This is a genomic window from Actinacidiphila cocklensis, assembly GCF_907177275.1.
Taxonomy (GTDB): Bacteria; Actinomycetota; Actinomycetes; order Streptomycetales; family Streptomycetaceae; genus Actinacidiphila; species Actinacidiphila cocklensis.
On the sequence record NZ_CAJSLV010000013.1, the window covers coordinates 69,767 to 85,227 of the forward strand.

12 protein-coding genes are annotated in these 15,461 nt (G+C 71.4%); 2 read left to right on the top strand and 10 right to left on the bottom strand.

From position 1 onward, the window contains the following. The first annotated feature begins 383 nt into the window (after positions 1-383). Positions 384-4,541, top strand: a complete 4,158-nt coding sequence (locus NFU81_RS03145) for a beta-galactosidase (RefSeq protein ID WP_251484733.1) — start codon at positions 384-386, stop codon at positions 4,539-4,541. A 114-nt stretch (positions 4,542-4,655) separates the two neighbouring features. Here NFU81_RS03145 and NFU81_RS03150 read toward each other — a convergent pair whose 3' ends face one another. Both NFU81_RS03150 and NFU81_RS03155 read right to left on the bottom strand, forming a co-directional pair. After that, on the bottom strand, positions 4,656-5,012 hold the full coding sequence (locus NFU81_RS03150) for a DUF6204 family protein (RefSeq protein ID WP_251484734.1): 357 nt from the start codon (positions 5,010-5,012) through the stop codon (positions 4,656-4,658). Continuing rightward, positions 5,009-5,902 (bottom strand): alpha/beta fold hydrolase, encoded by an 894-nt coding sequence (locus NFU81_RS03155; protein ID WP_251484736.1) that lies wholly within the window; start codon positions 5,900-5,902, stop codon positions 5,009-5,011. The genes NFU81_RS03150 and NFU81_RS03155 overlap by 4 nt, the downstream gene beginning before the upstream one ends. 76 nt (positions 5,903-5,978) lie before the next feature. On the opposite strand from NFU81_RS03155, the gene NFU81_RS03160 reads away from it, so the two are divergent. Beyond that, positions 5,979-6,584, top strand: a complete 606-nt coding sequence (locus NFU81_RS03160; protein WP_251484738.1) for a sigma-70 family RNA polymerase sigma factor — start codon at positions 5,979-5,981, stop codon at positions 6,582-6,584. Positions 6,585-6,599: 15 nt separating this feature from the next. Here NFU81_RS03160 and NFU81_RS03165 read toward each other — a convergent pair whose 3' ends face one another. From NFU81_RS03165 to NFU81_RS03200, 8 genes are all read right to left on the bottom strand, one after another. Continuing rightward, positions 6,600-7,229: a TOPRIM nucleotidyl transferase/hydrolase domain-containing protein gene (locus NFU81_RS03165; RefSeq protein ID WP_251484740.1), complete on the bottom strand. Its 630-nt coding sequence runs from the start codon at positions 7,227-7,229 to the stop codon at positions 6,600-6,602. A 76-nt stretch (positions 7,230-7,305) separates the two neighbouring features. Continuing rightward, positions 7,306-8,175 (bottom strand): DUF6807 domain-containing protein, encoded by an 870-nt coding sequence (locus NFU81_RS03170; RefSeq protein ID WP_251484742.1) that lies wholly within the window; start codon positions 8,173-8,175, stop codon positions 7,306-7,308. After that, the gene (locus NFU81_RS03175; protein ID WP_251484744.1) at positions 8,172-9,293 is read right to left on the bottom strand and encodes a Gfo/Idh/MocA family protein; all 1,122 of its coding nucleotides are present in this window, start codon (positions 9,291-9,293) and stop codon (positions 8,172-8,174) included. The genes NFU81_RS03170 and NFU81_RS03175 overlap by 4 nt, the downstream gene beginning before the upstream one ends. Continuing rightward, a complete protein-coding gene (locus NFU81_RS03180) occupies positions 9,286-9,936 on the bottom strand; it encodes a DUF624 domain-containing protein (protein ID WP_251484745.1) in 651 nt (216 codons plus the stop codon). The genes NFU81_RS03175 and NFU81_RS03180 overlap by 8 nt, the downstream gene beginning before the upstream one ends. 5 nt (positions 9,937-9,941) lie before the next feature. Further along, positions 9,942-10,838 (bottom strand): carbohydrate ABC transporter permease, encoded by an 897-nt coding sequence (locus NFU81_RS03185; RefSeq protein WP_251484746.1) that lies wholly within the window; start codon positions 10,836-10,838, stop codon positions 9,942-9,944. Continuing rightward, a complete protein-coding gene (locus NFU81_RS03190; protein WP_251484747.1) occupies positions 10,835-11,806 on the bottom strand; it encodes a carbohydrate ABC transporter permease in 972 nt (323 codons plus the stop codon). Before NFU81_RS03190 ends, NFU81_RS03185 begins: the two co-directional genes overlap by 4 nt. A gap of 47 nt (positions 11,807-11,853) precedes the next feature. Continuing rightward, positions 11,854-13,164 (bottom strand): ABC transporter substrate-binding protein, encoded by a 1,311-nt coding sequence (locus NFU81_RS03195; protein WP_251484749.1) that lies wholly within the window; start codon positions 13,162-13,164, stop codon positions 11,854-11,856. Between the two features lie 204 nt (positions 13,165-13,368). Further along, positions 13,369-14,472, bottom strand: a complete 1,104-nt coding sequence (locus NFU81_RS03200; RefSeq protein WP_251484750.1) for an enolase C-terminal domain-like protein — start codon at positions 14,470-14,472, stop codon at positions 13,369-13,371. Between the last annotated feature and the right edge of the window lie 989 nt (positions 14,473-15,461).

Consider the following 15,461-nt stretch of genomic DNA (forward strand, 5'->3'; position numbering starts at 1 on the left):
CAGCCAGGTCGGAACAGAATCCGACGCAACTCAACAGTTGGCCACATGACAGTCCTCAACAACCCGCCCTGTCAAGGGATCTGACATGAACCGTTCCAGGTCGTGCCCTCGACGCGCCGTCGTCGCCGCGCTCCCGTGCGGGCCTGCCGATGTGCTCCGGCAAATTGGCGCATAACTGACAATGTGGTGCGCTCGTGACGACTTGCCGACTCCCGGGGAGGCGAAAAGTCGGGCTCGGCGGAGCACTGTTGCGTTCACCTTTGTCCGCACTCTTGTGCGGCCGTTCACTCGCTCCTATTGTTCGACTCCGATTGAATCTGTTTGGAGTTGGCTCATCGGGCAGTGTGGAGGCCGCAGTGCACAGACATCCGAACGGTTCCGCGGTGGCGAGAACCGTCCGACGCGGGCGATGGTGGGCGGGCATCGCCGCGGGTACGGCCATCGCCCTGTCCGCGGGCCTGACGGCGCCCGCGGTCGCGGCGAGCGCCGGGCGGGGTGACGCCGTCCAGAGCACGGCCGCCGCGCCGGCGACCGCGGACAAGCCGCGCACGGTCACCTTCGACGGCTACTCGTTCATGGTCGACGGCAAGCGCACCTACCTGTGGTCGGGGGAGTTCCACTACTTCCGGCTCCCCAGCCCCGACCTGTGGCTGGACATCTTCCAGAAGATGAAGGCGGCCGGCTTCAACGCCACCTCCCTGTACTTCGACTGGGACTACCACTCCCCGGCGCCCGGGGTCTACGACTTCACCGGTGTACGCGACGTCGACAAGCTGCTCGACATGGCCGAGCAGGCCGGGCTCTACGTGATCGCCCGCCCGGCGCCGTACATCAACGCGGAGGTCGACAGCGGCGGCCTGCCCGGGTGGCTGACCACCAAGGACGAGAAGAACCGCACCGACGACCCGAAGTTCCTGAAGTACGCCGACGAGTGGCTGACCCAGATCGACCGGATCATCGCGCGGCACCAGGTGACCAACGGCACCGGCTCGGTGATCGCCTACCAGGTGGAGAACGAGTACTACAACGGCTCGGCCAGCGCCCGCGCCTACATGAAGCACCTGGAGGACAAGGCCACCGCCGACGGCATCACGGTGCCGCTCACCGGCAACAACAACGGCACCTTCAACTCCGGTGACGGCGCCCTGGCGGTGGACGGCCCCGACTCCTACCCGCAGGGCTTCAACTGCTCGAACCCCACGAAGTGGAACGGCGTCCCCGACATCAGCTACGACCACCCGGCCGGGAAGCCGCTGTACACCCCGGAGTTCCAGGGCGGCGCCTTCGACCCCTGGGGCGGCCCGGGCTACGACAAGTGCGCCCAGCTGATCAACGACCAGTTCGCGAACGTCTTCTACAAGCAGAACATCGCGGTCGGCGCGACCGCCCAGAGCTTCTACATGACCTACGGCGGCACCAACTGGGGCTGGCTGGGCATGCCGGAGAACTACACGTCGTACGACTACGGAGCCGCGATCCGGGAGAACCGGGAGCTGGACCCGAAGTACGACGAGGACAAGCTCATCGGGTACTTCACCCAGTCGGCCGCCCCGCTGACCAAGACCGACCCGATCAAGGCCACCCCGCCGGACGACAGCGCGATCGTCGACACCGCGCGGATGAACCCCGACACCAAGACGCAGTTCCACGTCCTGCGGCACGGCAACTCCACCGCCACGTCGGTCGACACGACGCATATAGCACTGGACTTCAACGCCCAGCCGGCCGCCGACACCACCTACAGCTGGGACGACACCGACTCCGCGCTGCAGTACACCGGCACCTGGTCGCACGTGGCCAACCAGAGCTACACCGGCGGCGACTACAAGAAGACCGAGTCCTTCTCCAACGTCGCGGGCGACTCCGTCACGATCCCCTTCGACGGCACCGCGGTCCGCTGGATCGGGCCGAAGACCAACAACCACGGCTACGCCGACGTTTACGTCGACGGCACCAAGGCGGCCACCGTCGACGACTCCGGCAGCGAGAGCCAGGCGGTGGTCTTCCAGAAGACCGGCCTGGCCGCCGGGGCGCACACCCTGAAGATCGTCGCCACCGGCACCCACAGCTCGGCGTCCACCGACAACTTCGTGTCCATCGACGCGATCGACGTGCCGACCCCCGACACGGCGGAACCGACCTACCCGGTCGTCCCGCAGCAGCCGGGCACCGCGATCACCCTCGACGGGCGCGACTCGCACATCATCGTGGCGAACTACAAGCTCGGCGACTCCCAGCTGCAGTACTCCACCTCCGAGATCATGACCACCGCCGCCATCGGCGACCGGGACGTCTCCGTGCTCTACGGCGACGCGGGCAGCGACGGCGAGACCGTGCTGCACTACACCTCCCGGCCCACCGTGACCAGCAGCGGCGGCCAGGTCAGCACCACCTGGGACCCGGCGACCGGCGACCTGCGGCTGAACTACCAGCACACGGGCCTGATCCGGATCGCCATCAGCGGCGGCGGCTCGCGCCCGCAGCTGCTGCTCGTCGGGGACAAGGCGACGGCCGAGACCTTCTGGCGGCAGGACACCGCGACAGGACCGGTGCTGGTGCGCGGCACCCACCTGCTGCGTACCGCGGCCAGCCAGGACGGCGGGAGTACGGTCGCGCTGACCGGTGACAACGCCGACGACAAGAACATCGAGGTCTTCACCTCCGCGGACCGCGTCAGCTGGAACGGCCGCACCCTGAACACCGCGACCTCGGCCACCGGAAGCCGCACCGGGCAGATCCCCGTCGCCGCACCGGTGCAGCTGCCGGCGCTGACGAACTGGAAGCACCAGGAGGAGTCCCCCGAAGCCGCCGCGGCCTTCGACGACTCCAGCTGGCAGGTGGCCGACAAGACCACCACCAACAGCTCCTCGGGCGTCAACTCGCTGCCGGTGCTCTACGCCGACGACTACGGATTCCACACCGGCAACACCTGGTACCGCGGTCGCTTCCGCGCCGACGGCGGCGAGACCGGCATCCACCTGGTCTCGGACTCCGGCGGCAACGCGCAGGCCTTCTCCGCCTGGCTCAACGGCACCTTCCTCGGCAGCTCCACCACCGGCAGTGCCGACTTCACCTTCCCGGCCGGGTCGGTGAAGTCCACCGGGGACAACGTGGTGTCCGTGCTCACGGTGAACATGGGCCACGAGGAGGACTACAACTCCTCCAACGGCAACAAGACCGCTCGCGGCCTGACCAGCGCCTCGCTCGTCGGGGCGCCGCTGACCCCGGTCACCTGGCGGCTGCAGGGCGTACGCGGCGGCGAGGACCTGCTCGACACGGTCCGCGGCCCGCTGGCCAACGGCGGCCTGTACGGCGAGCGCGCCGGCTGGGACCTGCCCGGCTACCCCGACGACAGCTGGTCCACCGTCTCCCTGCCGGCCGACGACACCCGCGCCGGAGTCTCCTGGTACCGCACCGGCGTCGACCTCGACCTGCCCCGCGGCCAGGACACCTCGCTCGGGCTGACCTTCACCGACGACCCGTCGCGCAAGTACCGCGCCACGATCTTCGTGAACGGCTGGCAGGTCGGCAACTACGTCAACTACCTCGGCCCGCAGCACACCTTCCCGGTGCCCAACGGCATTCTCGACCCCAATGGGCACAACACCGTCGCCATCGCCGTGTGGAACCTCGACGGCAGCACCGGCGGGCTCGGCAAGGTGGAGCTGACGAACTACGGCAGCTACGCCTCGTCGCTGCACGTCGGGCAGAACGAGAGCCCGCGCTACAGCCACGCCACCTACGCGATGCCCGCGGCGCCGGGCGTGGGCGTCTCCCTGGACGTGCCGAACACCGTGCAGTCCGGGCAGGCCTTCACGGCCGCGACGACCGTGCGCGTCCCGGCCGACCAGCCGCCGGCCACCGCGCTGAAGGCCGCGCTCACCCTGCCCGACGGCTGGACCGCCGCCGCCCAGGGACCCACCTCCGCGGCCGGGGTGCTGCCCGGCAAGTCGGCCACCTTCCGCTGGGCGGTGCAGCCGCCGGCCGGGACCCTTCCCTCCGCGTCGGTCCTGAGCACCACGGCGCAGTACGTGCAGCGCGCCCGGTCGGCCTCCTCCGGCGACGAGCGGGTCGTCGGCGCGATCCCGCCGGCCCCGGCGGCCGGTCAGGACGCGGTCAGCGACCTGCCGTTCCTGTCGTCCACCAACGGCTGGGGTCCGGTGGAGCGGGACAGCAGCGTCGGCGAGCAGGCGGCCGGCGACGGCCGCCCGATCAGCATCGCCGGCACCGGCTACGCCAAGGGGCTCGGCACCAACTCCGCCAGCGACGTACAGCTCTACCTGGCGGGCGTCTGCACCCGGTTCACCGCCCACGTCGGCGTCGACGACGAGTCCGGCACCGGCGGCACGGTCACCTTCTCGGTGATCGCCGACGGCAGGACGCTGGTCACGACGCAGACGATCCGCGGCAAGCAGGCAGCCGTCCCGATCGACGTCGACGTCACCGGCGCCAAGGTCCTCGACCTGGTGGTCGGCGACGCGGGCGACGGCAACGGCAACGACCACGGCGACTGGGGGGCGCCGACCCTGACCTGCGGCTGACGGGTTCCGCCCGGTGACGACGGGCCGGCGGGGAGAACCCCGCCGGCCCGTCGGTGTACCGGGACATCGCCGTTCCTCTGAACCGGACGCCGGAGTTCCCGTGCCGGTGCGGCGTCAGAAGGCCTTTCCTGCGGCTCGGCGCTGCCTCTTGCCCAGGGGCGCCTGGGACAGGTCCTCGGCCTGCGACCTGAGGTTCTTGTAGCCGTAGCCGCGCTCGGCGAGCCATGCCCGGGCGGCGTCCTCGGCCCGTTCGGCCGCGGCCAGGATGTCCTCCTCGTTCTCGCCTGCGTCCTGGAAGCGGAAGGTGAAGGCCGATCTGGCGGCGATGTCGTAGCTGAGGTGTCCCTCGGTGGTGAAGGCGGCGTGCAACACGTCGTGCTCCGCGGCCCCGGCCAGCAACTCGGCGCGCTGCTCGGAGGTGAGTCGGTCGAAGACGCCGCGGACGGCGACGCGGAAGGTGCGGGTGCTCATCGCCCGACCTTAGCCTCACGTTCCGATGGGGCGGGGGACTGTTTTCCCTCTGCCTTCGCGCCCAGGAATGCCGCGATCGTCGTGGTGAAGGCGGCCGGGGCGTCGAGCCAGGGGTAGTGGGAGGCGGACGGCTGGACCGCGAGGGTGGCGGCGGGGAAGAGGGCGGCCACCTCGTGGATCGCGGCCGGGGGGCTGTTCAGGTCGAACTCGCCGGTCAGCAGGAGGACGGGGGAGCGCAGGTCCGCCAGCGCGGCGCGGGTGGCGGCCGGGGTGAAGGCGCCGTCGGCGCCGAAGAGGGCGACGGCCTCGGAGTTCGCCGGGCGGCCGAGAGCGTGGTGGGCGCGGGCCGCCGCGTCCCAGCGGCCGTAGAAGAAGGGGGTGACGGCCTCGACGTCACCGGGTCCCGGCGTGCCCGCGGTGAGGGCCTCAAGGGCGGCGAACGCCGCGGGGAACCACGGCTCGTGCGCGCGGCGCCCGGCCGTCTCGCGGCGGGTCGCGCCGGTGACGGTGATGCCGACCGCCCGGGTGCTGGGGCCGACCAGGACGAGCCTGCGCAGGCGCTGCGGGTACCGGGCCGCGTACTGCATCGCTGTGTTGGTGCCGGCGGAGTGGGCGAGCAGGTCGATCAGCGGGAGTCCGAGGTGGGCGCGCAGCGCCTCGACGTCCTCGACCTGGCGGTCGCTGCGGTAGGAGGAGGTGTCCTCGGGTACGGCGGAGCCGCCGGTGCCGCGCGGGTCGAGCAGGATCAGCCGGCGGTGGGCGGACAGGCCGCCCAGGTCGCCGAGGTAGCGGGCGTCGGTCGGGCCGCCGGGGAGGCAGAGCAGCGGCTCGCCCTCACCGCTCTCACGGTAGGCCAGCCGGATGCCGTCGGGTGCGCAGAAGGTGGGCATGGCGGGCAGTCTGCCAGCCCATAACCCGGTTGTACAACCGGGTTATAATCGGCGTGCTCAGGTATACAACCCAGTTATGGCAGAGGACATGCACCACGAGCCCGAGACGCTGACCGAGGAGCAGGCCGCCCGGATGCTCGCCGACATGAACGACGTCATCCGCGCCGGCGAGGAGATGCGCAGGCTGCGCACGGAGATGGTCAGGGTCCTCGCCGGCCTCGGCTGGACCCAGGAGCGGATCGCCCGGGTCACCGGGATGAGCCAGCCCGCGGTGTCCAAGCAGGTGGCCGGGTCCCGCACGGGCGGGCAGCCGCCCCCGCCGGCGCTGGACCTCGACCAGCACGACACGCCCTGGCTCGAAGGGCGGCTGTGGGCGCTCGCCGAGCGGATCGCCGAGACCTGCGACGGGGCCGCCTGCGCGCGCTCCATCGACAGCCTGGCCAGGGGGCGCAGGCACTTCACCCCGCAGCATGTCGACGAGCTGCGCCGCCTGGTCGAGGAGGACCTGCGGCTGCGGCGCACCGAGCTGCCCGGCGGCTACCGGGCCGCGTACGACGCGATCAGCCGCCGCCTCGACGTGCCCGCAGGCCCGCCGGCCGCCACGCAGGACCCCGCCGTGCCGGCCTCGGTCCGCCGGGCGCTGGCCCGGCAGATCCAGCGGGACCGGCTCAGGGGCGAGTGAACCGCCGGCCCGCGGTCACACGCGGCCGAGCAGGGCGTCGAGCAGGCCGTCGAGCGGGTCGGGTACGCGGTCGGGGGTGAGGGCCTCGACGAGGACACGGCCGTAGTGGATCTTGCGGCCCTTCTTGGTGCCCAGGAAGCGCCGCAACTGCGCCTGCGCGGTGCGGCCCTGCTGCGCGGGCTGGTTCAGGAAGGTCTGCAGGGCGCGCACGTCGCCCTCCGCCCGGATCAGCTCCGCCACCCGGGCCGTACCCAGCGCGCGGATCAGCTCGTCCTCCAGATCCGCGGCGCAGACGAAGAAGTCCCGCGCGCCGGCACCCGAAGCCTCCAGCGCACGGGCGTAGTACGGGTACTCCCGCTCGTCGCACAGTCCCGTCAGGCGCAGGCCGAGGCCGCCGGGACCCAGCAGCCGGACGAAACGCCCGACGCTCATCGCCCCGCCCATCGGCAGCACGCAGATCCCGTCGGCAGCCAGGTCCCGGCCGCGGGACGCGGCCAGCGCGTCCACCGCCGCCGCGTCGCTCGGCCCTTCGAGCAGGACCACCGCCCGCACGGGCAGCCGTACGGCCGGCTCGTGCACGCCGTCTCCCGGGCCGCCGGCCGCCCACGCGGTGACCGCCTGCCGGAAATCCCCCATGTCAGCCATGCGGCGAGTCTCCGCCCTTTCCGGCCGCCGCGGTACGGGATTTCCGCCGGCGCCCGCGCGCGGGCGGCCCCGAGCCTCAGCTCGCGGCGTCGCGCTGCTGCAGATGCTCCTCGACGCGGTCCGCGTCCCAGGCCGCGGACACCACCGTGACCCGGAAGTCCCAGTCGAGCCGCCGGCCTGCCGCCAGCGTGAACTCCTCGTGGAAGGCCCAGGACGGGTTCACGATCGGGTAGGGCTCGCTGCGGACGAACCAGTGCGTCGGGGGAGCGCCCTCGCCGCCGGCCGCCTCGAAGACGACGGTGGTGCCCGCCGGGCTGCGGAAAGCCAGCCAGGGCGCGGCCGTCCCCATCATCGCCTCGCCGCCGCGGCCCCCTGGCCCCAGGATGTCGCCGCCGGTGAAGCCGGCGGCGCCGCGCCAGGTCAGACCGCTGTAACCGGCCAGCTCCCGGCCGTGCGTGGTCGGGCTGCCGAACCGCAGCGGCTGGTCGCGCAGCCCGGTCAGCTCGGTGTGCCAGGCCAGCTCCCACACGTCGTCGCCGAGCACCGACGCGCCGACCACGCGCCGCTCGCCGACCCACGGCTCACCGGCACCGCTGAGCCAGGTGAGGCGTTCGGCGAAGCGGCCCGTCCCGATCGCGTCGAAGCCGTCGTGCCGCATGGTGCCGTGGTTGTCCAGGTCCACGTAGCCGCCCGCTTCGCGGACGTACGTACCGCCGCCCCAGAAGTTCTGCCCCGACACGTGGGACGCGGTCAGCGCCAGGCCCTTGTGCCAGAGGTGGTCGGCCGGCCGGTAGTCGGTGACCACCTCGCCGGCCGTCGTCCGCAGCGGATGCAGATAGGGCTTCGGCGCCTGGCTCGGCTCCGGGTCGCCCGCGTGGACGTACCGCAGCAGCTGCACGCCGGCCGCCTCCACCGTCAGGCAGGCGCCGTCGTCCGCGGTCCTCACAGCGCGCGGCCCGTGGCGCCGCCGTTCATCGCGGCGTGGAAGGGGTCGCCGGGACCGATCTCGCCGGCCTTGACGGTGCTGTCGGTGAACGCCGACTTGTAGAGCGCGGCGGCCAGTTCGAGGCTGGTACGCCCGTCGGCGCCGCTGGCGCGCGGCCGCCGCCCGGCCCGCAGGTCGGCGACCAGCGGGCGCAGTTGCGCCAGATGGGAGCTGGGCACGTTCTCGCCCGTCTCCCGCCATGCCGCCAGCTCCTCCAGCGCGACACCGGGCGCGGGGGTGATCCGCCAGTCGTCGTCGGAGTGCTGGTAGAGGTGGGTCAGCTCGATCGTGGCCCGCTCGCAGTCGATCCTGATCCGGCTCATCTCCTGCGGGCTGACCACGCTGTTGACCACGGTGGCCATCGCACCGCTCGCGAAGCGCACCAGCGCGGTGGACACGTCCTCGGTCTCCACGTCGTGCACGAGCCGCCCGGTCATGGCCCGCACCTGGGACCACGGGCCGAGCAGGTCCAGCAGCAGGTCCATCTGGTGGATGCCGTGGCCCATGGTGGGGCCGCCGCCCTCGGCGGCCCAATTGCCGCGCCAGGGAACCTGGTAGTAGTCGGTGCCGCGGTACCAGGTCGTCTGGCAGTGGGCGACCAGCGGCCGGCCCACCGCCCCGCGGGCGATCAGCGCGCGGACGCGGTCGGCCCCCGAGCCGAACCGGTGCTGGAAGACGATCGACGCGTACGGGCCGCCCTCGCCGCCCTCGGCCGCCTCCATCGCCGCGTACTCCTCCAGCGAGCGGCACGGCGGCTTCTCGCACCACACCCAGGCGCCGGCCGCCAGCGCCGCCGTGGTCTGCTCGCGGTGCACCGCGGGCGGGGTGCAGACGCTCACCAGGTCGGGGCGCTGCTCGGCGAGCATCTTGCCGAGGTCGGTGTACGCGTACGGCACGGACCCGTCGGCGCAGAACGCGCGGCAGGACGCCTCGTCGATGTCGAAGGCCGCGACGACGTCGACCTCGCCGCCCAGCGCCCGGTAGGCCGGCAAGTGGGCCTCGCGGGCGATGGCGCCGGTCCCGACGATCGCGACCCGGACCGGCCGGTCCCGCACGTCGGGGGTCACGGGCTCAGGCATCGGGGTCCTCCGGCAGGTTCGCGTTGCGGTTGCGGGCGACGACGGCCGACACCGCGAAGGCCAGCGGTCCGGCCATGAATCCGGCGAAGGCCGGCACGATGGCGATCAGGGCGGCGGCGAAGGCCATCGCGGTCACCACCAGGGGCAGCGTGGACGGCATCGACCGCGCGTGGTCCGCGGCGCTGCGGACCGCGTCCCGCCAGGACCGCTCCGCCCCGGCCCGGCAGGCGACCGCCAGCAGGACGAAGCCCGCCAGCAGCCCGCCGAGCAGCACGAGCGCGGCCGCCTCCAGCGCATAGCCGGGCATCCGGGCGCCGAGGACCACGTGGACCTCGAACCAGGTCAGCACGGCCACCGCGAGGAGCACGCCCTCCACCGCGAGGCCGGCCGCCAGGTCACGGCGCACCACCGCGGCGAAGGTCCGCAGCAGCGGCAGTTCACGCTTGCGGTGCCAGCCCGCGACCACCTCGGCCGCGGCGCACCACGCGGCGCCGGCCGTGACGACCGGCAGCGAGAAGAGCAGGAACAGCGCCCCGACGGCCATCGTCTCGGCGGCCGTGCGCACCTGCTCCCCGCGCTCCGGGCTCAGCGCCCAGGCCTGCCGCGGCCGGCGTCGGGCGTCGGGTGATCCCTGGAGAGCCATCCGCGTCATCCCTTCAGACCGCTGGAGGTGGCCCCGTCGACCAGCAGCCGCTGGAAGGCGAGGAAGAACAGGAACACCGGCAGCAGCGCCAGGATCGACATCGCCATCATCGGGCCGTAGGAGGTCGAACCCGTCTGGTCGACGAAGAGCGAGAGGCCGATCGGCACGGTGAACTTGTCGGTGTCGTTCAGGTACACCAGCTGCGTGAAGAAGTCGTTCCAGGTCCAGATGAAGCTGAAGATCGCGCTGGTGATCAGTGCGGGACGGGTCAGCGGCAGCAGGATCCACAGGAACGTCCGGTACGGGCCGCAGCCGTCGATCCTCGCCGCCTCGTCGATCTCCCGCGGGATACCGCGCATGAACTGGACCATGAGGAAGATGAAGAACGCCTCGGTGGCCAGGAACTTCGGCGCGATGATGGGCAGGTCGGTGTTGATCCACCCGAACTGCTTGAAGATCGCGTACTGCGGGACGATCAGCACGTGGTAGGGCAGCAGGATCGTCACCACCATCCCGGCGAACAGGACCGAGCGGCCGCGGAACTCCAGCCGGCTGAAGGCGTACGCGGCGAACGAGCAGGACAGCAGGGTGCCGACGACCGCGAGCACCGAGATGAAGAGCGAGTTGACGAAGAACTTCCCGAAGGAGACCCCCGGGTTGGCGTGCCATCCGTCGGGGAAGTTCTGCAGCGTCCAGTGCAGCGGCCAGGGCCGGTTCGAGGTGACGATCTCGGTGGCCGGCTTGAAGGACGTGCCCAGCATCCAGACGACCGGGTAGATCACCACGAGGACGATGACGACGACCCCCACGTGCCACAGCACCGTACGGCCGGCGCGCCGCCCGGGGTTCCGGCGTGCGGCGGCGGTGCCGCCGGGCAGCGCGGGTGCGGTACGAGCACTCATCGGTTTCCTCCATCCCCGTAGAAGACCCAGACCCGGGAGACCTTGAACATCAGCGCGGTCAGCACCGCGACGGCCGCCAGCAGGACCCAGGCCATGGCGGACGCGTAGCCGAACTGGAAGTCGGTGAAGCCCTTCTGGTACAGGTACAGCGTGTAGAAGAGCGTCGAGTCGGCCGGGCCGCCGGTGCCGCCGCTGATCACGAACGCCGGGGTGAACGCCTGGAACGAGTTGATCGTCTCCAGCAGCACGTTGAAGAAGATCACCGGCGACAGCATCGGCAGCGTGATGTGCCGGAACCGCTCCCACTTGCTCGCGCCGTCGACGTCCACCGCGTCGTACAGCTCGGACGGTATCTGCTTCAGACCGGCCAGGAAGATCACCATCGGCGCCCCGAACTGCCAGCAGGCCAGCACGATGATGGCGGGCAGCGCCCAGCTCGGGTCGTTGATGAAGTCGGTCTTCGGCAGGCCGAGCGAGGCCAGCCCGTTGCTGACCGCGCCGCCCTGCGAGAACAGCGATCGCCACACCAGCGCCACGGCCACGCTCGTACCCAGCAGCGAGGGCAGGTAGAACAGCGAGCGGTACATCCCGATACCGCGCCGCCTGCGGTTCAGCAGCATCGCCACACCCAGCGCGAGTGCCAGCTTCACCGGCGTCACCACGACCACGTAGGTCAAGGTCACGCGGACCGAGTGCATGAACCGGGGGTCGGCCGTGAACATCTGGTGGTAGTTCGCGAAACCGACCCAACTCGGCGACTGCAGCAGGTTGTAGTCGGTGAACGACAGGTACAGCGAGTAGACCAGCGGCCCGATGGTGAAGATCGCGATCCCGGCGAACCAGGGCAGCAGAAATACGTAACCGGCGGTTCGATCGGCGAAGCCCTGCTTGCGGACCGTGCGGTGTTCCTTCGTCGCAGGCGTCGGCGACGCCGGTGCCTGCTTGTCGAGCCTGGCCGTCGAACTCACCAGCTTCCTCCTCTTGTTCTTCTGTCAGGCCACTGCGGCAGGGGCTGTCAGCCGGCGAGAATCTGCTCGGCCTGCTGCATGAAGGACCCCGCGCCCGCGGACGGGCTCTGCTGGCCGAAGCTCACCCCGCCGTAGATCCGCTGCATCAGGGTGATCAGCTGGCCGTCGCCCTTCGGCGGCGCGGTCGGGGTGGCGGCGAGCTGCGAGGCGTTGGCCGCCTCGAAGTCGGCGACGGTCTTGTCGTTGCCGGTCGCGGTGGCCGCCAGCTGCTTGCGCACCGCGGTGTTGGGGAAGAGCCCGCGGCTGGTGCCCAGCGCCGCGCCGGCCGCCTGGTCGTTGACCAGGAAGCTGAGCAGCTTCGCCGCCTCCTTGGGATGCTTGGACTTGGCGTAGACCGACAGCAGCATCGACGGCTTGGCGTACATCCCGGTCTGCCCGCCCACGGTCGGCAGGGGCACCAGCTCCAGCTTGTCCTTGGTCGCCGCCGCGTGGCTGGCGAAGATGCTGTCGTAGTCCCACTCGGCGGCCGCGGTGCCCTTGGCCAGCGGGTCCTCGGCGGGGCCGTTGATCAGCGTGGCGGTCTGGTTCGCGGGCGTCGCCGCACCGGACTTGCGCAGGTTGTCGCACATCGTCCAGAAGGCCGTCAGGTCGTCCTTGGTGAAGCCGAGCTTGCCCTCGGGGGTGTAGAGCTGCTTGCCCTGCTGCAGCAGCCAGGACTGGAAGGCCGCCCAGGTGGTGCCCGGGTCGCTGATGCCGTACAGCTTGCCCCCCGACTTGTCGTGCACCTGGGCGCCGTAGGTCGCCACGTCGTCCCAGGTCCAGCCGGCCTTCGGGACGGCCACGCCCAGCGCTTCGAGCTTGGTGACGTCCACCACGAAGGACTGCGTGGCCTGGCCGAACGGGATCGCGACCTGCTTGGCGCCCTCCTTGCCGCTGCCGGCGAACTTCGCGTCGAGGCCGGAGATGTCCACGGCGCCGGGACCGGTCGCGAGGTCGAGCAGGGTGCCGCTCTGCGCGTACTGGCTCTGGTTGCCCCAGTCGATCTGCATCAGGTCGGGAGCGCCGCCGCCGGCGATCTGGGTGGCGAGCTTCTGGTTGTACGGCCCGAAGGTGGCGTACTGCGTGCTGACGGTGATGGTGGGGTTGGCCTTCTCGAAGGCCGCGACGGCGTCCTGGGTGGCCTTGGCCCGGGAGGCGTCGCCCCACCAGGAGAAGGACAGCTTGACCTTGCCGCCGGAGTCGCCCGAGCCACCGGAGCCCCCTCCGCACGCGGTGAGGGAGAGCGAAGCGACCACGGCCGCGGCGACGGCGGTGACCTGGACCGAGCGACGGTGCGCGGTGGCGGAACGGGATCTCATGGGAGGTGCCTTTCTCGGAAGTGCCGGGGATACGGGCTGCGGTGGATACGGGCTGCGGGGCTGATCGGAGGTGCTGTTGTCGTACGTTCACAACCGCGTCACGACGGCCCGTGCCGGGAGGTGGCAGTAAGCGCTTGCATCGAAGACGGGGCGAAGCGGCCGCCCCGAGGCGCCGGCGGCCGTATGGAGTTCAGTGCGGTCGAGTCACCACGACCTGGTCGTCTCGGCCTCGATGTACTCCAGGTCGAGGCTCTCGCCCAGGCCCGGCTCCTGGCTGAGGTGGACGTAGCCCTCGGCGTCGATCGGGTCGACGGCTCGGGTCAGGTGCGGTGGCACTTCGTCGAAGTCGTAGAAGGGGTGCAGCAGGCCGCGTTCGTACCAGCGGCTGTTGGAGACCGCGCCCAGGACGGCCAGCGTGCCCGCCCCACCGCCGTGCATCTCGCAGTCCATGCCGAAGGCCTCGGCGAGGTGGACGGTCTTGAGCGCGGGGCCGATACCGCCCGCGGTGGGCACCCCGACCCGGAGGATGTCGCAGGCGCCGGCCGTGATCCACTCGGCCCTGGCCTGCTGCCGGCCCTCGATGCTCTCCGGGCCGATGACCAGGGTGTCCAACTGCCCGGCGAGCCAGCGGTAGGACTGGGTGGAGTGCTCCTCCATCGGCTCCTCGAACCAGTGGAATCCCAACCTGTCCAGCGCGCGCCCCAGTTCGAGCGCCTCGGACCTGCTGTACCAGTGGTTCGCGTCCAGCATCAGCGGTACGTCGGGGCCGACCGCCTCGCGGACCGCGGCGCAGGCCCTGATGTCCATCGCCACGCTGGGCGCGAAGGACACCGGCGGCATCCAGGTGTGCAACTTGATCGCGTGGTAGCCGTCGGCGACCAGCTTCTCCGCGAAGGCCGCGTAGTCCTCCGGGGTGGCCAGGCCGCCCGGGATCTCGTCACCGCACATCGTGCTGCCGTAGGCGGGGACCCTGTCGCGCATGCCGCCGAGCAGCTTCCACACCGGCAGTCCGAGGCGGCGCCCCGCCAGATCCCACAGCGCCTGCTCGACCGCGGCGAGTGTGCGGTCGCCGAGCGTGCCCGCGCTGCCCCGCTGCCGCCGCGCCAGTTCCTGCCACAACCGTGACCGGTCGAACGGGTCCTGGCCGAGCAGCACCGGCCGTACATGTCCCTCCAGCTGCGCCTCGCCGACATGAGCCGCGTCGGTGAGGCAGCGGCCCTGGTTGCCCTCGCTGTCGGTGAGGGTGAGCAGGACCCGGTGGACGCTCCGCCGCTCGCCAGGGTGAGCGTGCCCATCGGAATCGCTCACCAGCCTGGTCGTCGTGCGGAACGACCGGGCTGACACAGCCACGATCGCGGTGGGAGCTATACCGGACACCACAGCGCCCCTCATTCCATCCATGTGAACGTAGTTCATCGCCCTAGATGCGTTGGGACGGTACGGCGACTCCGTCGGCAACGTCAATAGGCTGTCTTGAATCGATTTTGCAACGACGGATGCTCCTGGTGTCGGGAGGGGTGCATGGTTCGTCGGTCGGTGATTCCCGACCGGCGACCGGCGTCTGACGAGGTGTAGGCCGCGCAGGCTGGGTTGATGCCGTTGCCGGGCGGCGCCTGCCGTGATCGGACCTTCAGGCGGGGCGGTTCCTGCCGTGCGGAAACGTATGGATGCCCTATGAATCGATGCAGAGCCCTTCGCGGGTGGCGGGCCTGGGCCGTGGACCCCGCTCCCGAGCGCTGCGCGCCCGGCCCCGCGCCGGGGGCTGCCGCGGACCCGGCGGCGACCGCCGCAGCCTGCGAGCGGGTGGACGCCGTCGTCCACCCGGGTGGCGTCGCCCCTGGAGCGGTCGGCCGGCGCTCCTGAGGAACGCTCACCCTCTGTGCGGAGGGCGCCGTGCGGGGAACTGCGCGCTCAGCCCCGTACGGGTCGCAGGTCGTCACCTCCAGGAGGGGTGGCCCGGTTCGCCCCGGGACGCCGGCCCGCGTCGCCGACTGCGCACCCCGAGGCGCGCACCGCGGGTGTTCCTTTCAACCGATTCAATGACGCCGAGCCCCTGCGCACCCCGAAGTGACGGGGTGCGCGGTGCGGGCGGCGGCAAAGGGAAGCGGGCCTTCCGCTCGCGCGGGCGCACGGAGGGGCGGGCTGCAGGGCGGTCTGACCTGGGAGTTCGCCGGCGCTGGTGACCCGGGTGGCGTGCGGCCTCCGGCTGTGAACGGCGGCAGGTGAGTGCGCGCACCCGGGTGCACGGCTCTTGGTGCGCGCCTCTTCCCTTCCGGGGACCCACTCGCTAGCTTGGT

What these genes read in the sequence shown, in the direction of transcription:
- NFU81_RS03150 (WP_251484734.1), bottom strand. Translation starts at nt 5,012, where the DNA reads ATGAGCACCCGCACCTTCCGCGTCGCCGTCCGCGGCGTCTTCGACCGA.
- NFU81_RS03160 (WP_251484738.1), top strand. Translation starts at nt 5,979, where the DNA reads ATGGCAGAGGACATGCACCACGAGCCCGAGACGCTGACCGAGGAGCAG.
- NFU81_RS03185 (WP_251484746.1), bottom strand. Translation starts at nt 10,838, where the DNA reads ATGAGTGCTCGTACCGCACCCGCGCTGCCCGGCGGCACCGCCGCCGCA.
- NFU81_RS03195 (WP_251484749.1), bottom strand. Translation starts at nt 13,164, where the DNA reads ATGAGATCCCGTTCCGCCACCGCGCACCGTCGCTCGGTCCAGGTCACC.
- NFU81_RS03175 (WP_251484744.1), bottom strand. Translation starts at nt 9,293, where the DNA reads ATGCCTGAGCCCGTGACCCCCGACGTGCGGGACCGGCCGGTCCGGGTC.
- NFU81_RS03180 (WP_251484745.1), bottom strand. Translation starts at nt 9,936, where the DNA reads ATGGCTCTCCAGGGATCACCCGACGCCCGACGCCGGCCGCGGCAGGCC.
- NFU81_RS03155 (WP_251484736.1), bottom strand. Translation starts at nt 5,902, where the DNA reads ATGCCCACCTTCTGCGCACCCGACGGCATCCGGCTGGCCTACCGTGAG.
- NFU81_RS03165 (WP_251484740.1), bottom strand. Translation starts at nt 7,229, where the DNA reads ATGGCTGACATGGGGGATTTCCGGCAGGCGGTCACCGCGTGGGCGGCC.